At 32.4% G+C, this 16,357-nt stretch carries 16 protein-coding genes and 1 pseudogene; 8 read left to right on the forward strand and 9 right to left on the reverse strand.

Annotated features, from left to right (window positions below; genetic code table 11):
* Positions 1–207 precede the first annotated feature (207 nt).
* Together F9279_RS09905 and F9279_RS09910 are read left to right on the forward strand one after the other, a co-directional pair.
* Entirely contained in the window at positions 208–504 is a 297-nt protein-coding gene (locus tag F9279_RS09905; protein WP_226793405.1) for a hypothetical protein, read from the forward strand.
* Positions 501–986, forward strand: coding sequence for an endolytic transglycosylase MltG (locus F9279_RS09910; RefSeq protein WP_152112481.1), 486 nt, complete (start codon positions 501–503; stop codon positions 984–986). Before F9279_RS09905 ends, F9279_RS09910 begins: the two co-directional genes overlap by 4 nt.
* Before the next feature lie 46 nt (positions 987–1,032).
* Here F9279_RS09910 and phoU read toward each other — a convergent pair whose 3' ends face one another.
* The 6 genes from phoU to F9279_RS09940 all read right to left on the reverse strand — a co-directional run bounded on the left by phoU (position 1,033) and on the right by F9279_RS09940 (position 9,758).
* A complete protein-coding gene (gene phoU / locus F9279_RS09915; RefSeq protein ID WP_152112483.1) occupies positions 1,033–1,686 on the reverse strand; it encodes a phosphate signaling complex protein PhoU in 654 nt (217 codons plus the stop codon).
* A 32-nt stretch (positions 1,687–1,718) separates the two neighbouring features.
* Complete coding sequence (gene pstB / locus F9279_RS09920) at positions 1,719–2,540, reverse strand: phosphate ABC transporter ATP-binding protein PstB (RefSeq protein WP_152112485.1); 822 nt, start codon at positions 2,538–2,540, stop codon at positions 1,719–1,721.
* Between the two features lie 608 nt (positions 2,541–3,148).
* Positions 3,149–5,275 (reverse strand): peptidoglycan D,D-transpeptidase FtsI family protein, encoded by a 2,127-nt coding sequence (locus F9279_RS09925; protein WP_152112487.1) that lies wholly within the window; start codon positions 5,273–5,275, stop codon positions 3,149–3,151.
* A 269-nt stretch (positions 5,276–5,544) separates the two neighbouring features.
* Positions 5,545–7,635 carry a peptidoglycan D,D-transpeptidase FtsI family protein gene (locus tag F9279_RS09930; protein WP_152112489.1) on the reverse strand — a complete coding sequence of 697 codons (2,091 nt, stop codon included), beginning with the start codon at positions 7,633–7,635 and terminating at the stop codon, positions 5,545–5,547.
* 163 nt (positions 7,636–7,798) lie between these two features.
* On the reverse strand, positions 7,799–9,007 hold the full coding sequence (locus F9279_RS09935) for an MFS transporter (protein WP_152112491.1): 1,209 nt from the start codon (positions 9,005–9,007) through the stop codon (positions 7,799–7,801).
* A gap of 142 nt (positions 9,008–9,149) precedes the next feature.
* Positions 9,150–9,758, reverse strand: coding sequence for a superoxide dismutase (locus F9279_RS09940; RefSeq protein ID WP_152112493.1), 609 nt, complete (start codon positions 9,756–9,758; stop codon positions 9,150–9,152).
* A gap of 441 nt (positions 9,759–10,199) precedes the next feature.
* Here F9279_RS09940 and F9279_RS09945 point away from each other — a divergent pair, with 441 nt between their 5' ends.
* A complete protein-coding gene (locus F9279_RS09945) occupies positions 10,200–10,895 on the forward strand; it encodes a Crp/Fnr family transcriptional regulator (protein WP_152112495.1) in 696 nt (231 codons plus the stop codon).
* A 67-nt stretch (positions 10,896–10,962) separates the two neighbouring features.
* Here the strand turns inward: F9279_RS09945 and F9279_RS09950 are convergent.
* Positions 10,963–11,417 (reverse strand): annotated as a pseudogene (locus tag F9279_RS09950) (DUF456 domain-containing protein); the annotation flags it as partial.
* A gap of 142 nt (positions 11,418–11,559) precedes the next feature.
* Between F9279_RS09950 and F9279_RS09955 the strand changes: the two are divergent.
* The 3 genes from F9279_RS09955 to ispG all read left to right on the forward strand — a co-directional run bounded on the left by F9279_RS09955 (position 11,560) and on the right by ispG (position 14,183).
* Positions 11,560–12,342 (forward strand): DUF1189 domain-containing protein, encoded by a 783-nt coding sequence (locus tag F9279_RS09955; RefSeq protein ID WP_152112497.1) that lies wholly within the window; start codon positions 11,560–11,562, stop codon positions 12,340–12,342.
* Positions 12,343–12,581: 239 nt separating this feature from the next.
* On the forward strand, positions 12,582–12,899 hold the full coding sequence (locus F9279_RS09960) for a hypothetical protein (RefSeq protein WP_152112498.1): 318 nt from the start codon (positions 12,582–12,584) through the stop codon (positions 12,897–12,899).
* 168 nt (positions 12,900–13,067) lie between these two features.
* Entirely contained in the window at positions 13,068–14,183 is a 1,116-nt protein-coding gene (gene ispG, locus F9279_RS09965; RefSeq protein WP_152112500.1) for a flavodoxin-dependent (E)-4-hydroxy-3-methylbut-2-enyl-diphosphate synthase, read from the forward strand.
* Positions 14,184–14,243: 60 nt separating this feature from the next.
* On the opposite strand, the gene F9279_RS09970 is transcribed toward ispG, so the two are convergent.
* Positions 14,244–14,612 carry a DUF4190 domain-containing protein gene (locus F9279_RS09970; RefSeq protein ID WP_152112502.1) on the reverse strand — a complete coding sequence of 123 codons (369 nt, stop codon included), beginning with the start codon at positions 14,610–14,612 and terminating at the stop codon, positions 14,244–14,246.
* Between the two features lie 170 nt (positions 14,613–14,782).
* Between F9279_RS09970 and F9279_RS09975 the strand changes: the two genes are divergently transcribed.
* Positions 14,783–15,364 carry a 5' nucleotidase, NT5C type gene (locus F9279_RS09975; protein ID WP_152112504.1) on the forward strand — a complete coding sequence of 194 codons (582 nt, stop codon included), beginning with the start codon at positions 14,783–14,785 and terminating at the stop codon, positions 15,362–15,364.
* A gap of 54 nt (positions 15,365–15,418) precedes the next feature.
* Here F9279_RS09975 and F9279_RS09980 read toward each other — a convergent pair whose 3' ends face one another.
* Complete coding sequence (locus F9279_RS09980; protein ID WP_152112507.1) at positions 15,419–15,832, reverse strand: Fur family transcriptional regulator; 414 nt, start codon at positions 15,830–15,832, stop codon at positions 15,419–15,421.
* 209 nt (positions 15,833–16,041) lie between these two features.
* On the opposite strand from F9279_RS09980, the gene F9279_RS09985 reads away from it, so the two are divergent.
* Positions 16,042–16,302: a DUF2624 family protein gene (locus tag F9279_RS09985; protein ID WP_152112509.1), complete on the forward strand. Its 261-nt coding sequence runs from the start codon at positions 16,042–16,044 to the stop codon at positions 16,300–16,302.
* Positions 16,303–16,357: the final 55 nt, after the last annotated feature.

The raw sequence follows: 16,357 nt of genomic DNA on the forward strand, positions 1-16,357 counted from the left end.
TTGTCTTACTGTTACTTCATTAGAAGGAAAATAGGAAATCTCTTTATTTAATGGTAGAATACCTTTATACCCATATATACGACATTAGTTTAGAGGTGAATTATGTTTTTATTTATGATTATTTTACTTGGAATTTCTCTTCTAGTTTTACTTGTCTCTTTTTTCCTAAGAGATCCTATAAAGGACCTCCGAAACGACTTAGACCAAATGTCTATTCAACAAGTGCAGGAACTATATAAAATCAAGAAAAAATTAAAAGTATTAGAAGAAGAATTAATGATTGGAGATGAAGAATTTAACTCTATACATACACCGCCAATGAATAGGCCGTTTCCAGAAGGTATCGTCACTCCTTCTGTTGATTCAGTTCATGCAATCATTAAACATCAAGTTTGGACTCTTGCTGGTCAAGGGATACCTCTTGATAAAATTGCCGCACAATCTTCCTTATCTGTATCTCAAGTCCAACAAATTATTAAGGAAAGAGATGGAGATGGAAGATGATTAAACAAAATGTTCGCTCCTTTGCATTAGGAATGCTTATTACCGTTAGTAGTATTGGTTCTTATTATTACTTTTTCATAGAAGAAAAGGATACTCCTCCCCCGACATATACGTTAGAAGATGCCAAAGAACGCGTAAAAAAAGAGAATTTAGTTATTTTGGAGAACTCTGAGTATCAGGAAATGCAAGATAAAATTAACTCCTTACAGAAAGATTTATCCGTACCTCAAAGTGTCGAAGAAAATGTACCAGAAACAAATACACAGCAAGAAGAAACCACTTCTTACACACTACAAATAAATAGTGGTATGAGTATTTCGACTATTGCAGAAACATTATTTGAGAATAAGATTATAGGAGATAAGGGAGAATTTGAAAGGTATGTAACGGATAATGGCTATCATACAGACATACAAGTAGGATCATTCCCCTTAAATAGTGATATGTCACTAAAAAAAATAGCAGAGATACTGACAGAATAAATAAAAAAACAGCCCACTAGCATTTGAATGCTAGTAGGCTGTTTTTTTACCAATCATATTGTTGACCTTTAACTAAATAAAATACATTTTCTGCAATATTTGTAGTATGATCAGCAGCTCTTTCTAGATATCGACATACAAAAGTTAAATGAGAAATTTGTTGCAAAAACTCTGGTTGGTTTTTACTAATTTCAATTAACTCTAAGAACGCAATACTATATAATTCATCTACTTGATCGTCCATTTCAGCTATTCTACGAGCTAACTTAGTATCTTCCTCGTTATATGCTTGAAGGGCAAGTAAGAGCATTTCTTGATTAATTCTAACCATTTCCTTTATATGAATAATAGGTTTCACTAATTCTTGGCTTCCAATTCTAATGGTTGCTTTAGCAATATTTACAGCAAAATCAGCAATTCTTTCTATATCTGTCGCAATTTTAATGCCGACAATTATTCTGCGTAAATCAATAGCAACAGGAGCTTGTTTAGCTATTAATAAAATGGCATAATCATTTATTTCTTCGTACATCCTATCTGCTTTCGAATCGTCATCAATGATTTCAAGTGCTAATTCGATATTTTTCGTTTCAAGTGCTACAGTTGCTTTTTGAAGTGCTTGAATAGAAAACTCGCCTAACTCTGTTAGTCTTGATTGTAACTCTTTTAAACCTGCTTCAAACTTCTCTCTAACCGGCATACAAAAACTCCTTTAATGTAAAAGATGTTAAATTACCCGAAACGACCTGTAATATAATCCTCTGTTCTTTGATCACTTGGATTAGAAAAGATTTTATCTGTTACATCAAATTCCACTACTTCACCGTTTAAGAAGAAAGCCGTTTTATCCGAAATACGAGCAGCTTGCTGCATGTTATGAGTAACAATAATAATACTATACTTTTCTTTTAATTCTTGTATTAGTTCTTCTACTTTCAATGTGGAAATTGGATCAAGTGCAGAAGTTGGTTCATCCATTAAAATAACATCAGGCTCAATTGCTAAACATCTAGCAATACATAAACGTTGTTGTTGTCCACCGGAAAGACCAAAAGCATTCTGATGAAGTCTATCTTTTACTTCATCCCAAATTGCTGCCCCTCTTAAACTTTTTTCTACAATTTCATTTAATACTTTTTTATCACGAATTCCATGAATTTTTGGTCCATAAACAACATTTTCATAGATAGACTTTGGAAATGGGTTAGGTTTTTGGAATACCATTCCTACTTTTGTACGTAATTCTTCTACGCCATATTCTTTGTCAAAAATATTTCTTCCACGATAGTTAATTTCCCCACTAGTCTTCACACCTGGAACTAGTTCTATCATACGATTTAATGTTTTAATATATGTTGATTTACCGCAACCTGATGGTCCGATAATAGAAGTCACTTCATTTTCTTTAATATCTAAATCAATGTTCTTTAATGCATGATTATCTCCATACCAAAGGTTTAACTGGTTGGTTTGATAAACACTGCTTTTATACCCATTCGTTTGGTTCGTATCCGTTGAATCCTTTTTAGCTTGCTCTGCAAATACTGTGTTCATTATGAATCCCCCTAATTTTTATTACATTGTTAACACTGTCATTCTTATTGTTTCAAAAAAATGCCAGTATCTTACATTTTCTATCATTACTGAAGTCCCATTGTTTTTCCAATAGTAAGACGGAAAGCCAAGCTTAGCTTTCCATGTACCTTTTCACTTAAAGAGCTTGCATTTATTCATTCTTTTGTTATTCAAATGATTTATTAAGCTAAATATGACGTTATCATTTCCAATAAATTGGATTAACAGTATATTTGTATTTAACAAAGAAAATTCGACATCATTAGATAAAATAACCAAACAATAAAACACTGAAATTCCTATAACTCAATTTACTGTGAGTTTTCAATAAGAATAGAATATTAATCTAATTAATGATAAATATACTCTATTTGTGTTAACTGAGTTTTAAATAAATGTAAAGGAAATGTAAATAAAAAAACTGTCGAGTTCTGTTAGGTTTACTGTTTTTTTGGTATGTATCATCACTACTCTTTTTTTCCTACCCCAAAGCACAAAAAAACCCAATCTATAAAGCGATAGATATCTAAATCGCCTTATAATTCGGGTCTTCTTGGTTGAAATACTTAAAAGCTATTCTTACTAAATTATTCTGCTTGTGTTTCTTCTGTTTCTTGTGCTTCTTCTGTTTCTGGTGTTTCTCTCTGTTTCTTTAAGTTAAAGTAGGTATCGAGTACTCGTTCACCAATTTTTTTATTTGCTCCATTATCTACGCTTCCTTGATATGCCCAAGGTACCATTACTGCCATTGCTACTTCGGGATTTTCTGATGGTGCATAAGAGATTAAACTTAAGTTCATAACTGCCGGTGGCTCTTTTCCATAATCTGCTCGATCTGGACCATCATAAAATGCTTCTGCAGTTCCTGTTTTTGCTGCTGGTGAATAGTCTTTTCCACCTAAATTGGAATAAGCTGTTCCTTTCGGTGTTTGAGCTACCATCTCAAACCCTTGTTGTACTCTTTCAATCCATTCTTCTTTTAAATCTAATTTGTTTAAAACTTTAGGCTTAATTGTTTCAATGGTAGGACCTAGTTCGCTATCATCAGCAACAGGTTCTCTTATTTCTTTTACAATATGAGGTTCCATGCGGTTTCCACCATTTGCAATGGTAGAAACATATTGAGCTAGTTGCATGTTAGAATACGTATCATACTGTCCTATAGATAAATCTAGTAAGAAACCTGGTAGAGTATCTTGTCCCTTAAACCCAACTTGTTCATTTGGCAAATCTATTCCTGTTCTAATACCTAGACCGTATTGTGCAAACTCATTTCTAAGTAATGTAAAGTCTTTTAGTTGAACAGATAATGGTTGACCATATACATAATTAGCTTGTGCCATTTGCATTACAGTTCTAAACATATAAACGTTTGAAGACCTTTGAAGGGCAGTTAAGTCATTGATTGGTCCCATAGTTGTCCAAGATTTTTTTACCGTCTGTCCAATTTTAACTTCTGTATCATTCCAAACCGTTCCTGGTGTAATAGCACCTGTTTTATATCCAGTCAAAACGGTTGCACCCTTTACTACAGATCCCACATTATAAGTAGTTGTAATATTTCCTAAAGCATCATCTTGAACTTCTACCTTGCCAGTCTCCTCATTTGTAACTAATTTCTTTCCAGCCATAGAAAGAACATCTCCTGTATTAGGATTCATTAAGACTACGTAGGCACGATCAAGTAATTTAGTTCCAGCAGATGTTTTTGCTACCTTTAATTCTTCTTCGATAATTTTCTCTACTTCTCTTTGTAGTTCCATATCAATAGAAAGAACTAAATCATTTCCTCTTTTTCCTTCTGTAATAACCTCTGTATCTACTATTTCACCACTTTTGTCTGTTTTATTACGAACTTTTTCCTTTTGACCTTTTAATACATCTTCATATTCTAACTCTAGATAGCTTGTTCCTACTCGGTCGTTTAAGCTGTATCCTCTTGATGTGTAATAGTCAAGTCTTTCAGCTGGTAAACCTTTTTCAGAAGAACTAACATTTCCTAATACTGATTTCAACGTATCTTCAAATGCATAAGATCTTTCCCAATCAGTTGTCGTATCAACACCAGGAAGTGATTCTAAGTTTTCACTTACAATGGCAAACTCTTCATCAGTAACATCTTTATTTTTTACCATTTGAGGTGTGAATTTATATCCACTTATAAATTCTCTATAAATGGCTAGCACCTCTAAGTCATGATCCGTTAAAGTGTTTAAATCACTCTCTGTGATTTTTTCTAACTGAAGTTTATATACCTTATCATTATACTCATCTTTATCAGGATACTTTTCTGCTAACTCTTCCTTTTCTTTATCAGAGACTTTTTTTGCTGCTTCTTTTTCATTTTTCAAGATCCAATAATCTTTTTTGTCTCTTTCTGTTACTTTTTTCGTATCTTTTTCAATGAAATCGGATAATTTCTCAGCTGTTTCTATCATTACTTCTTGAGATTCACCAGTGTTCGTATAGGTTATTGCTTTTTCTGCAACATTATCCACAATTACTTTACCGGTCGTATCATACATTTTTCCCCGTGGCACAGATGTATTTACTGTCACATCTTCTGTCTTTTCTAATTCTCTTTTATAGTCCTCTCCATAGACTATCTGCACAAAGCCTAATCGTAAAATTAAAGCAGAAAATAATAAAAAGACAAAAAAGAAAATAATATTAAGGCGCACTGGTAATGTTTTCTTTTTTTTCTTAGTTCCCAACTTTTTATCACACTTTCTTTTTCGTATTCTTTTATCTATTGTAATAGAATTCTGTCGAATATTCTATTAATAACTCATTGGAATTAATTGTTAAGTCCATTCTTTAGAAAATCGTAGTATCTTTTCCGTTCATTAAAGGTTTCCCAGATGGTGATCCTTTCATGAAATAAAACTTAATAAATAAGAAAAAACCAACTCTAAGATTTATATCTTAGTTGGTTTTTTCAATTTTATTATTTCTTACTTCTATAAAAGTAAATTCACATTACTCATTTTTTCATTTCAAAATATTTATCCATTACCCTTTTGCCGATTTGAAGATTTGGTGATGGACCATTGTCTGTTGTATATACCCATGGAACCATTACAGCCATTGCTATCTCTGGATTTTCTGATGGTGCATATGCTATAAGACTTACACTCATAACAGATGCTTTAGCGTAATCTTTTAACGGTCCATCATAAATTGCTTGAGCAGTACCGGTTTTTCCTGCTGGGCTATAAGGTGAACTGGAAAAAATACTCCCTGTTCCCCCAAGTTGCATTACCATTCGAAACCCTTTTTGCACTTGTTCAATCCAACCCTCTTCTAAATCTAGTTTATTTAATACTTTTGGTTGTACTTCTTGAACGAGGTTCCCAAGCTTTCCTTCTTCTAATGAAGATTCTCTTATTTCCTTCACTAAATGTGGTTGAATACGATATCCTCCGTTAGCAATGGTGGAAATATATTGTGCTAATTGCATATTTGTATACGTATCAAATTGACCTATAGATAAGAACATTAAATTAGCAGGTAAACTTGGAGTAATAACTCCTTTAAAGCCTGTCATCTCATTAGGTAAATCAATACCAGTTCTAACTCCTAAACCGAATTCACTAAAGGTATTTCGAATCTTAGAATAAGCATCTAAGTTAATATTTAGCGGTTGGTTATACCCATAACGTCCTTCCCCAATCATTATAGCCGTTTTGGCCATAAAAACGTTGGATGATTGCTTTAATGCCACTAAATCGTTTATATATCCCATCGTTTTCCATGAACTAAATGGAGGTGATCCCTTTATTTGCATAGTTTCATCTAATATAGTATTAGCACCAGGACGTAAAACTCCTTCTTTATAGCCCGAAATGACCATTGCTCCTTTGACAACAGACCCTACACTGTAGGATGTAGTAATATTTCCTAAAGCAAAGTCCTGTACTACTTGTTCACCAGTATTGCTGTCTGTTCCTAATTGTTTACCTGCCATTGTTAAGACTTCACCTGTATGTGGGTCTATCAGTACTACAAATGCTCTATCTAGCAAATGGGTAGCACTATAATTTCGCTTTGTTGCTTTAAGCTCTTCTTCTATTATCTTTTCTACCTCTTGCTGTAAATCCATATCAATAGTAAGGACTAAATCATTTCCAGAAGAACCTTCAGAAATTACTTCTGATTCCACAATTTTATCAGTATTATCTTTTATATATTTCACTTTCTTTTTTTGCCCTTTTAAAACATCTTCATATTGGTTTTCTAAGTAACTAAGACCTACACGGTCATTCATACTATAACCTCTTGAAAGATAACTATCTTTCTGTTCAGCCGGAATACCTCTTTGTGCTGTACTCACAGTGCCTAAAACTGTTTTTAATGTAGAATCGAACGCATATGTTCTATCCCAGTCGCGAACAGTATCTACTCCTCCGAGCATCTCTAAATTCTCACTTATAATAGCAATTTCATCGTCTGTTACATTTTCATTTTTAACAATATGAGGAGTATAAAAATAACCACTGGAAAATTCTCTATAAATAGCAAGCGTTTCTAATTCTAGCTTTGTAAAAGAATTTATTTCTTCTTCTGTTACTCTATCACGTAAAAGGTTGTTATATTTCTTTTGGTATTCCTTCTTTTCCTCTTTATATTGTTGAAGCAAATCATCATTTTCTTCTTTAGAGATTTTCTTTTTTGCGTCTTCAGGATGAATTAAAATCCAATAATCTTTCTTATCCATCTCTGTTATCTTGCTTATATTTTCTTCTGAATCCATTTCAATTAATTTAGCTAAATTTTCTGCGGTGTTCCTCATTTCTTCCGCACTATCTCCCCAGTTAGTATAGGTAATAGCATTCTCCCCTACATTACTAACAATACTTTTTCCTGAGCGATCGTAAATTTCTCCTCTAGGTACAGATGTACTTATGATGACATCTTCTTTTTTTTCTACTTCTTTTTTATAATCATCACCATATACAATCTGAACGAATCCTAGTCTTAATATTAAAACGGAAAATAGTAAGAAAACGGAAAAAAACAAGACATTTACTCTTAGTAATATTTGGTTCTTACGCTTTTTAGTTTCCCGTTCCATAATGACACCACTTTCTCTATTTCTTTCCTTAATATCCATTCTAAGGGAATTATTAGTAGAATACTAGTTAATATTGGTAATTTTAAAAATCCTTTTTCCTCTTTTAATGAACAAAAAAAGCAACTTTGGAAGCAGTTAGTTTTGCTCCATAGTTGCTTTGGTCTCATATAGATTCTAATTTAATTTTCCTAGTAAAGAAGTAAATAATCGAATGTCCACACCCTAATATAATAAGCAAGATCGGAATGATTGTTTTAGGATTGAATAAACTTACCCCAATAATGAACATGACAACTGAAAACAATCTTCCGATATTTAAAAACAATTCTCTTACTGCAATGTATTCAATTCTCATTTCTCTTGCATTCCAACCTTTGCCAATGACATCGAATGTAATACTAGTATAAGGTACAAGAATTAAAGGATAGGCTACTGCTATAATACCTGCATATATTAATAATTTTATATACGATAAATCGAATACAATAATAAATATAGATAGAAAAAGTAAAACTCCTCCAAATAAAATGGATTTGTTTCGATTGTGCGCCTTTATCATTCTTGAAACCACATAGTATGCTAAAAGAGAAAACCCAGAATTGATCAAACCAAATTTTCCTAATGCCAATTCACTATCAGTTGCTATATAGACAAATACCGTAATAATAAACGCAAAAACACCTTCTCGTAAGCCTTGAAAAAAATGAGCATTAGTAATCATTCTCCAATTACTGTCGTTTTTTCTTTCTTGTAAAATCCTCTTGAAATAATATTTCCCTTCTGCTCCTCTTCTCTTTAGAAAGAAAGACAATACAACAGCTAGTAAGAACATACCTAGAGATATCCCAAAAACAATCATATACCCTGTTGATTTTGTTAAAGAAGATATGATATAACCTGCTATCATTGGACCAATCATCCCTCCAACTGATCCCAATAATCCTTGAAATCCATTAAAAAAATCTCTTGTTTCTGGTTCCGTCACCTCAAAAGTAAGTACATTATAACCAAGCCAATAAAAGCCATTCCCAATACCTAGTATAGAACCTAATAATAATAAGAAAGTAGAGGCATTATTCCCGATTAACAGCACCGACAAGTAAAACAGAGTGAGAAATGCTACTCCTATTCTTAATACAATTACTCGATCAATTTTTTTCGCCCATCTACCAGCTAATGTAAATGTGATAAGCTGCAGCAAAATGATCGCTAAATTGTATAATCCTAAATCTCTAAAGTTTCCAGATTGCTTCCACAAAAACACATTCACAAATGTATTAGAGAGCGCAATGCTTAATGCGTATAAGCCACCCATTAATAATAAAATTTTAAGGTCTTTTGTAAGCTCAATGTTACCAAATATTTTTTTCATGTTAGAAACTCCCCTTTGTTATTGAGTAGTCTCTAACAAAATATCGTTCGTTATTCATTTATTATCTCTAAGTGAAAAAGAAACATATCATTGTAAACAAAAAAATCCTGTAAGCAATGATGCTTACAGGATTTTAACTAGATTATTTTGCAGCTGAATAACGTTTTCCAACTTCTTCCCAGTTAATTACATTGAAGAATGCGTTAATGTATTCAGGACGACGGTTTTGATAATTTAAATAGTATGCATGCTCCCAAACATCTAATCCTAAGATTGGAGTTTTACCTTCCATTAATGGAGAGTCTTGGTTTGGTGTACTAGTCACTTCTATTTCTCCATTATTAACTACTAACCAAGCCCAACCAGAACCAAAACGTGTTGTAGCAGCTTTAGCGAACTCTTCTTTGAAGTTTTCATAGCTACCAAATTTGCTATCAATAGCAGTAGCTAAATCGCCAGTTGGGTTTCCTCCACCAGTAGGAGAAATAACTTCCCAAAATAATGAATGGTTAGCATGGCCACCACCATTGTTACGAACAGCAGTACGTGCTGCTTCAGGAACTGCATCCAAGTTAGATACTAATTCTTCTACAGTTTTAGATAATAGCTCAGAATTACCTTCTAAAGCGTTATTTAAGTTTGTAACATAAGTATTATGATGTTTCGTATGGTGAATGTTCATTGTTTCTTTGTCGATATGAGGCTCTAAAGCATCATATGCATAAGGTAATTGTGGTAATGAGTAAGACATGTTAAATTCCTCCTATTTATGTATGATATTTTCTTTCCATACATGCTAACCCCTTTGATAGCATTCTTTATATAGAAAGACTTTAAACTAACATTAACAAATAAAACTCTTACTTTCAAATATTTTGCTTAATATTGACATATATAAATTACCCAACAAATGAAAAGTTAATCATTTATTTTATTTTGCTTATTCTAACCATCTCTTTATAAGGTGAGGAAGGTCACATTTCCTAGTATAAGATTGAATAGTTCAAATGATGGTACGTTAATTCAATAAATTGTCATTTTTAGTATTTACGTTGATACATAAGGGTTTCCGTATCATTTCAAAGATTAAACCCATAAATTAAATTACAAAATTATCCATTTGTAATTTGACAAACATTTCACAATGTCCTTTAATCAAGGTAAGAGGTTCATTATAAAGGAGTGCCTTCATATGCATGAAGTACAACTATCATTATATAGTTTATTGATTCAACATTTTTTTGATTTAGATAATCTAATTCAGGTAAAGAGCGGTACCCTTTTATTTCAAGAAAAAGATCCTGTTCAAAAGGTTTATATTCTATTAAGTGGTAGACTTTCTCTTGGTAGATTACATGTAAATGGAAAGGAATTTATTATTAAGATTCTACACGAGGAAGATTTATTATTGGAATACCAGCTATTTAAACACTCGCCTAAGTACCACTTTTTCGCCAAAACTCTTACAGATTGTGAATTAATTGCTATAGACCGGAAATCATTTGAAGATTTAGCTCTAAATGACCCAAACACATTAATCTCTTTAACAAGCTATTTGTCTTCAGGATATATTAAAGCAAACATGAAATGCCAAGACCTATTAATGAACGGAAAAAAAGGCGGACTATATAGTATACTTATTCGCTTAAGTCATTCGTTTGGCGTAAGAACGAATGAAGGTATCTTGATTGACCTACCAATAACTCATCAAGAACTAGCTAATTTATGCTATGGGACAAGAGAAGTAATACAAAGAATACTAAAGGATCTCAGAGAAAGAGAAGTAATCTCTTATTGCAATAAAAAGATAACAATAAAAAATTTAGCCTATTTAAAAAGAGCAGTAGATTGTCAAAACTGTCCTGCCGATATTTGTGGGTTGAACTAGGAAAAGTAAAAGGTAAGTGCCTACTATTAAGGCACTTACTTAAAATTATTAAAGTATCACAAAAAAAGAAGTAAACAATCATAATTATTGGATTATTCCTTTTGTAATAATGCTTATAAAAAATCCGATTAAGGAACCTATTACAATTTTTATAGAGTCCTTCCAATTCCCTTTACTTACCAAAAGCTCTGCAATTGCTGCTCCTAAAAATGGTCAGAGGATTTTTCCCAAGACTGGAATAACAAACGGCCCCGCCAATAAACCAATTGCAATTCCCCTACTCCCAGTTTTGAACCACTTTAGTCCAATCCAATTAGAAACCGAGTTAGCAAGGAACAAAAAGCTAACAAACATCCTTTGTATTACACAAATCAATAAACTAAATTTCTCAAATGAGAGGAATAGACCGTTTAAAATATTCCCTAATACAATAAAAAGATCACTTGTTATAATTGGATATACTAAGCCTACAAACACTATTAAGAATGTTAGATCAATAATAATCCAATTAACAATATCCATAAAACCACTTTTTCACTCCGTAAATAGATATAGTATTTAAGTTATGTATATCGTATTTTTTTAAGCAAATCAAATACTCTGACTTGTATATAACATACAGCAAAGATACAATATTAATGAAATCTTAGAAGGATGTGTCAGGATGAATATTTTTAAGCAATTCTATAGGAGCCTTTTCTCACCAAGAGATATAGCAAGCTACCGTACTCAAGGAGTAGGAAAAACGGTTGTTTACTTAATACTTTTAACAATTATAGCTTCTATCCCAACTTTGTATTATATGACTAAAGGAATAAATGAAGCTATTCATACGTTCACCATGACTTTAGAAGAAGAAGTACCTGATTTCTCTATTAGTAATAACACATTAGTTACGGATGAAAAAGAACCAACTATTATAGAAAAATCTGATATAACTATCGTTGTCGACTCAACTGGTACGTATGACCCTAGTAGAATTAGTTCATATGGAAACTCTGTTGCTCTTTTAAAGAATGAATTTGTCATTGTTACTGCTGGACAAACTCAAATGATGGATTATTCCTCTTTCGGTAACTTAACATTAACTAAAGATGAGGTAGTATCATTCTTAGAATCAATGGATACTATGTCAACAATCATCATTACTCTTATTGTAGTGACGTATATTCTATTTATGATTATATACAAAACCTTCCAAACGTTAATACTTGCGATATTTGGAAATTTATTCAGTAAGATTTTTGGTAGAACACTTTCATATACAGCCATTTGGAAAATCACTGTTTATAGTACTACTATTCCTGTTATTTTCTTTGCTATCATGGACTCTTTACAAACCGTAGTTCCATTTGGAGCAATCTTAAATTGGTTTATTAGTCTTTTTCTTGTTTGTTTAGTGATCAAAGAAATACCACTGGAAAATAGTCCAAAAAATAAGGAATAAAGAGAAAAGGCTGACTAAAGAAGGTTACTTAAAAAACCACTATCTTCAAGTCGGCCTTCTTTCTTTTTTATAATTGATGGTTAGGTAATATCTCAAGTATCCCATTAAATTTGCCCCCTACTAGTAAACTTGTCATAAATAAACTGAGACAAGCATATATATTTTTTAAAATAAAAAGTAGAAACAAAAGCTATACTGTTTTTATTTTATTCAATACGAAAAATATGGGGGTTTATTTAATGAAACGAATTTTTATGATCCTTGCCGTTATTATTACTGTATATGTTATTTATATAGATTTAAGTGAAGGAACACTTCAAACAAAAGTAGAAGAGCCTTCTATTGAGGTACAAGCTCATCAACAAACGTCTTTACAGTATTTCCAACAAGAAGTTCAAGCAGGAGATACAGTTCTGACGATAATAGATGGTTATACAGAAGGAGGTATTTCTGTAAGTCTAGAAACAATTGTAAAAGATTTCAAATCACTAAATAATAATTTAAATCCTGAAGATATGCAAATAGGAAAAACATATTTATTCCCTACCTACAACTAATTCTTCCTAAACAATAGATTACCAGAAAAAAGACAACTTTAAAATTAGCAAGTTTCTTGTCAATTTCAATGATTCATTGTTACAATAAGAGGGTATATTTTGAACAAATATAAAAGTGTTATATTATTTTTTGGCTATGCCAACAATGTTTAAAGGAGCGAATCACCATTGAGTGAATTAATACATCGTACCAAAACCCGTCCAGTAAAAGTTGGTAATTTAACCATCGGCGGTAGTAATGAACTTTTTATCCAAAGTATGACAACAACTAAAACACATGACGTAGAAGCAACTGTTGCTGAAATAAAGCGTCTAGAAGAAGCTGGTTGCCAGGTAGTCCGTGTGGCATGTCCTGATGAACGTGCTGCTGATGCAATTAGTGAAATTAAGAAACGAATTAATATACCTTTAGTAGTAGACATTCATTTCGACTATCGTTTAGCTTTAAAGGCTATTGAAGGCGGAGCAGATAAAATTCGTATCAATCCTGGTAATATTGGTAAACGGGAAAAAGTAGAAGCAGTTGTAAAAGCTGCTAAAGCTAAAGGAATTCCTATACGAATTGGTGTAAACGCAGGATCATTAGAGAAGAAAATTCTTGAGAAATATGGCTATCCTACAGCAGATGGTATGGTAGAGAGTGCATTACATCATATTAAAATTCTAGAAGACTTAGACTTTCATGATATTATCGTTTCCATGAAAGCATCAGATGTAAACTTAGCTATTGAAGCTTATGAAAAAGCAGCTCAAGCATTTGATTATCCATTACATCTAGGAATCACCGAATCAGGTACTTTATTTGCAGGTACTGTAAAAAGTGCGGCAGGATTAGGTGCTATTCTAAGTAAAGGAATAGGAAATACATTACGTATCTCCTTAAGTGCTGATCCAGTTGAGGAAGTGAAGGTAGCGAGAGAGCTACTAAAATCTTTTGGTTTATCCTCTAATGCAGCAACATTAATTTCTTGTCCTACATGTGGACGTATTGAAATAGATCTAATTAGTATTGCAAACGAAGTGGAAGAATATATTTCTACTATTAAAGCACCAATAAAAGTAGCAGTGTTAGGCTGTGCTGTAAACGGACCAGGCGAAGCAAGAGAAGCTGATATTGGTATTGCTGGTGCTCGTGGAGAAGGTTTATTATTCCGCAAAGGCAAAATAGTTCGTAAAGTACCAGAAGAAACAATGGTAGAAGAACTGAAAAAAGAAATTGATATCATTGCTGCTGAATATTTCGCAAAAAAAGCAGCAGAAGAAAACGAATCGGTTGGTTCTTAATAGTATACAAAAAGGTCAGATCTTAAACGATCTGACCTTTTTCATTTAGCAAGGTTTTAGTTAAAAGAAGGGTGCGAGAAATATCCCAATAATGATGGATATTGCACCTAAAGAAATGGCCCATGTGCCTGTAGACACAGCTCCTCTTCTTCTTGCTACAAACCCTAATACGATACCAACTATTCCTAATAGAATTGGCATGACGAACAGTGATAGGATAGATATCACTAAAGCAGTGATTCCTACACCTCTCCCGCCTGTACCTTCTTTTTCTCTTGCTACATCTTTTCGGATGGTTGGTGCAGGGGTATAATTCATAGGTGCTGCAATTTCTGCTGATGTCTCTTCTAGATAATCAACAGGTGATAAATTTTGCTCTCTATTTTCAAGATCGTGATTGTAACCTTCATTGCTTTTCTGTTCTGGCATTGATGATCCCTCGCTTTCTTTATATAGGAGCATTTATTATCATTGCCAGAACCTAAATTTTTATAGCTGTAAATGTTTTACTGTATTTCTTTTAAACCGTATCCTCTTTCCCTTTACATCATCATTTGTTAATCTATAGAGAGAGAATTAATTTTAAGGAGTTTATACATATGAAGAAATTGCGTTTTGGAATTGATATTGATGGAACCATTACAAGTCCAGCTACCTTTGTTCCATATTTAAATGAAAGCTTTCAATTAAACATTACGTTAGATGATGTTGTTCAATATGATTTTTACCCTTTAGTCAACGTACCAAAAGACGAATTTGATCAATGGTTTCTTCAAAATGAAACAAAAATTTATGCTGCATCTCCCCTTGCTGAAGGAGCTAATATTGCTTTGCAAGATTGGGCTAAACAGTATGAGCTTTATTTTATAAGTGCAAGAGGCTCTGAGCTTTTAGAGGTTACTAAAGAATGGTTTGTTAACAATGGAATTCATTTTGACCATATTGAGCTTATCGGAACACATGATAAAATAGCAGCAGCTAAGCGACATAAAATAGATATATTCTTTGAAGATAAACATGATAATGCGGTTAATATCCATGAAGAATGTGGCATTCCCGTTATTTTGTTTGATACTCCATATAATAGAGAGCCTATTCCAAATGGAGTGAAAAGGGTAACAACATGGAATGAAGCATATCAATGGGTAGAAACATGGGCTAAATCAACAAGTAGAAAATAATATAAAATAAAAAGCCAGATGCAAAGATATTTGTCTTTTTTGCATCTAGCTTTTTTAATTAATACATTCTGGGCATTTCCCGTATATTTCAAATTTATGCCCGGAAACATCATATCCCTTTAGGCTTTCTTGAACCTCTTCCATAGGACAGGTAATAATTTCTTTTGTTTTTCCACATTGTAAACATATGAAATGATGATGGTGGTGATGTCCAGCACAAGTAAAACGAAAGTGTTTTTCTCCGTTTAACTCTGTCATTTCAAAAATTTCTAATTCCTCAAATAAGGATAAATTTCGATAAATCGTATCAAAACTTAATCCTGGATAATCATTCTTTAATGAGTCTAAAACATCCTTAGCGGTTAGATACTTATTTTCATTAGAGAATAACTCCAATATATCTTCTCTCTTATCTGTATGCTTATAGCCTTTTTCTTTCAGGACGTCTAGTGCATTTTGTACGTTCATTTGTTCACCCCTTTTCTAAAAAATGAAAGGTTTTCACATCTATATGGTTAAATATTTACTTTTGGTAGTATTAAAACAGAATTCATCATTGTATTTATCAAAAACAGTATACTAAATCTATGTTCAAATTGTAAAGTTAGAAAGAATTTTTCAAAAAAATAGCACTTTTTTTCACTTACCCACATATCTTTAAAATGGGGAGTGATGACATGAAAATTTTCGAAAATATTATCAACCACAAAATTAATAACATAACTTCTACTGAATTAATGAAGTATAGTAAACAGTTTAAGATTGCGATTTCAGCAGAAGAATCAGAAAAGCTTGCTACACATCTTAATGGTCGTAAGGTGAATATTTTTAAACCAACTGAACGTGCTCAATTAATTCGAGAAGTGGCTAAATTGACAAGTCCACAAACTGCAAAAGAACTGAATGAGCTATTTAATCTATTTGCAGAAAATAACTAACTATACTTAATTTGAAACCACGAGTATGGGCTATCTCGTGGTTTCTACCTGATTT

This window comes from Bacillus sp. B1-b2 (genome assembly GCF_009183415.1).
GTDB lineage: Bacteria > Bacillota > Bacilli > Bacillales > Cytobacillaceae > Niallia.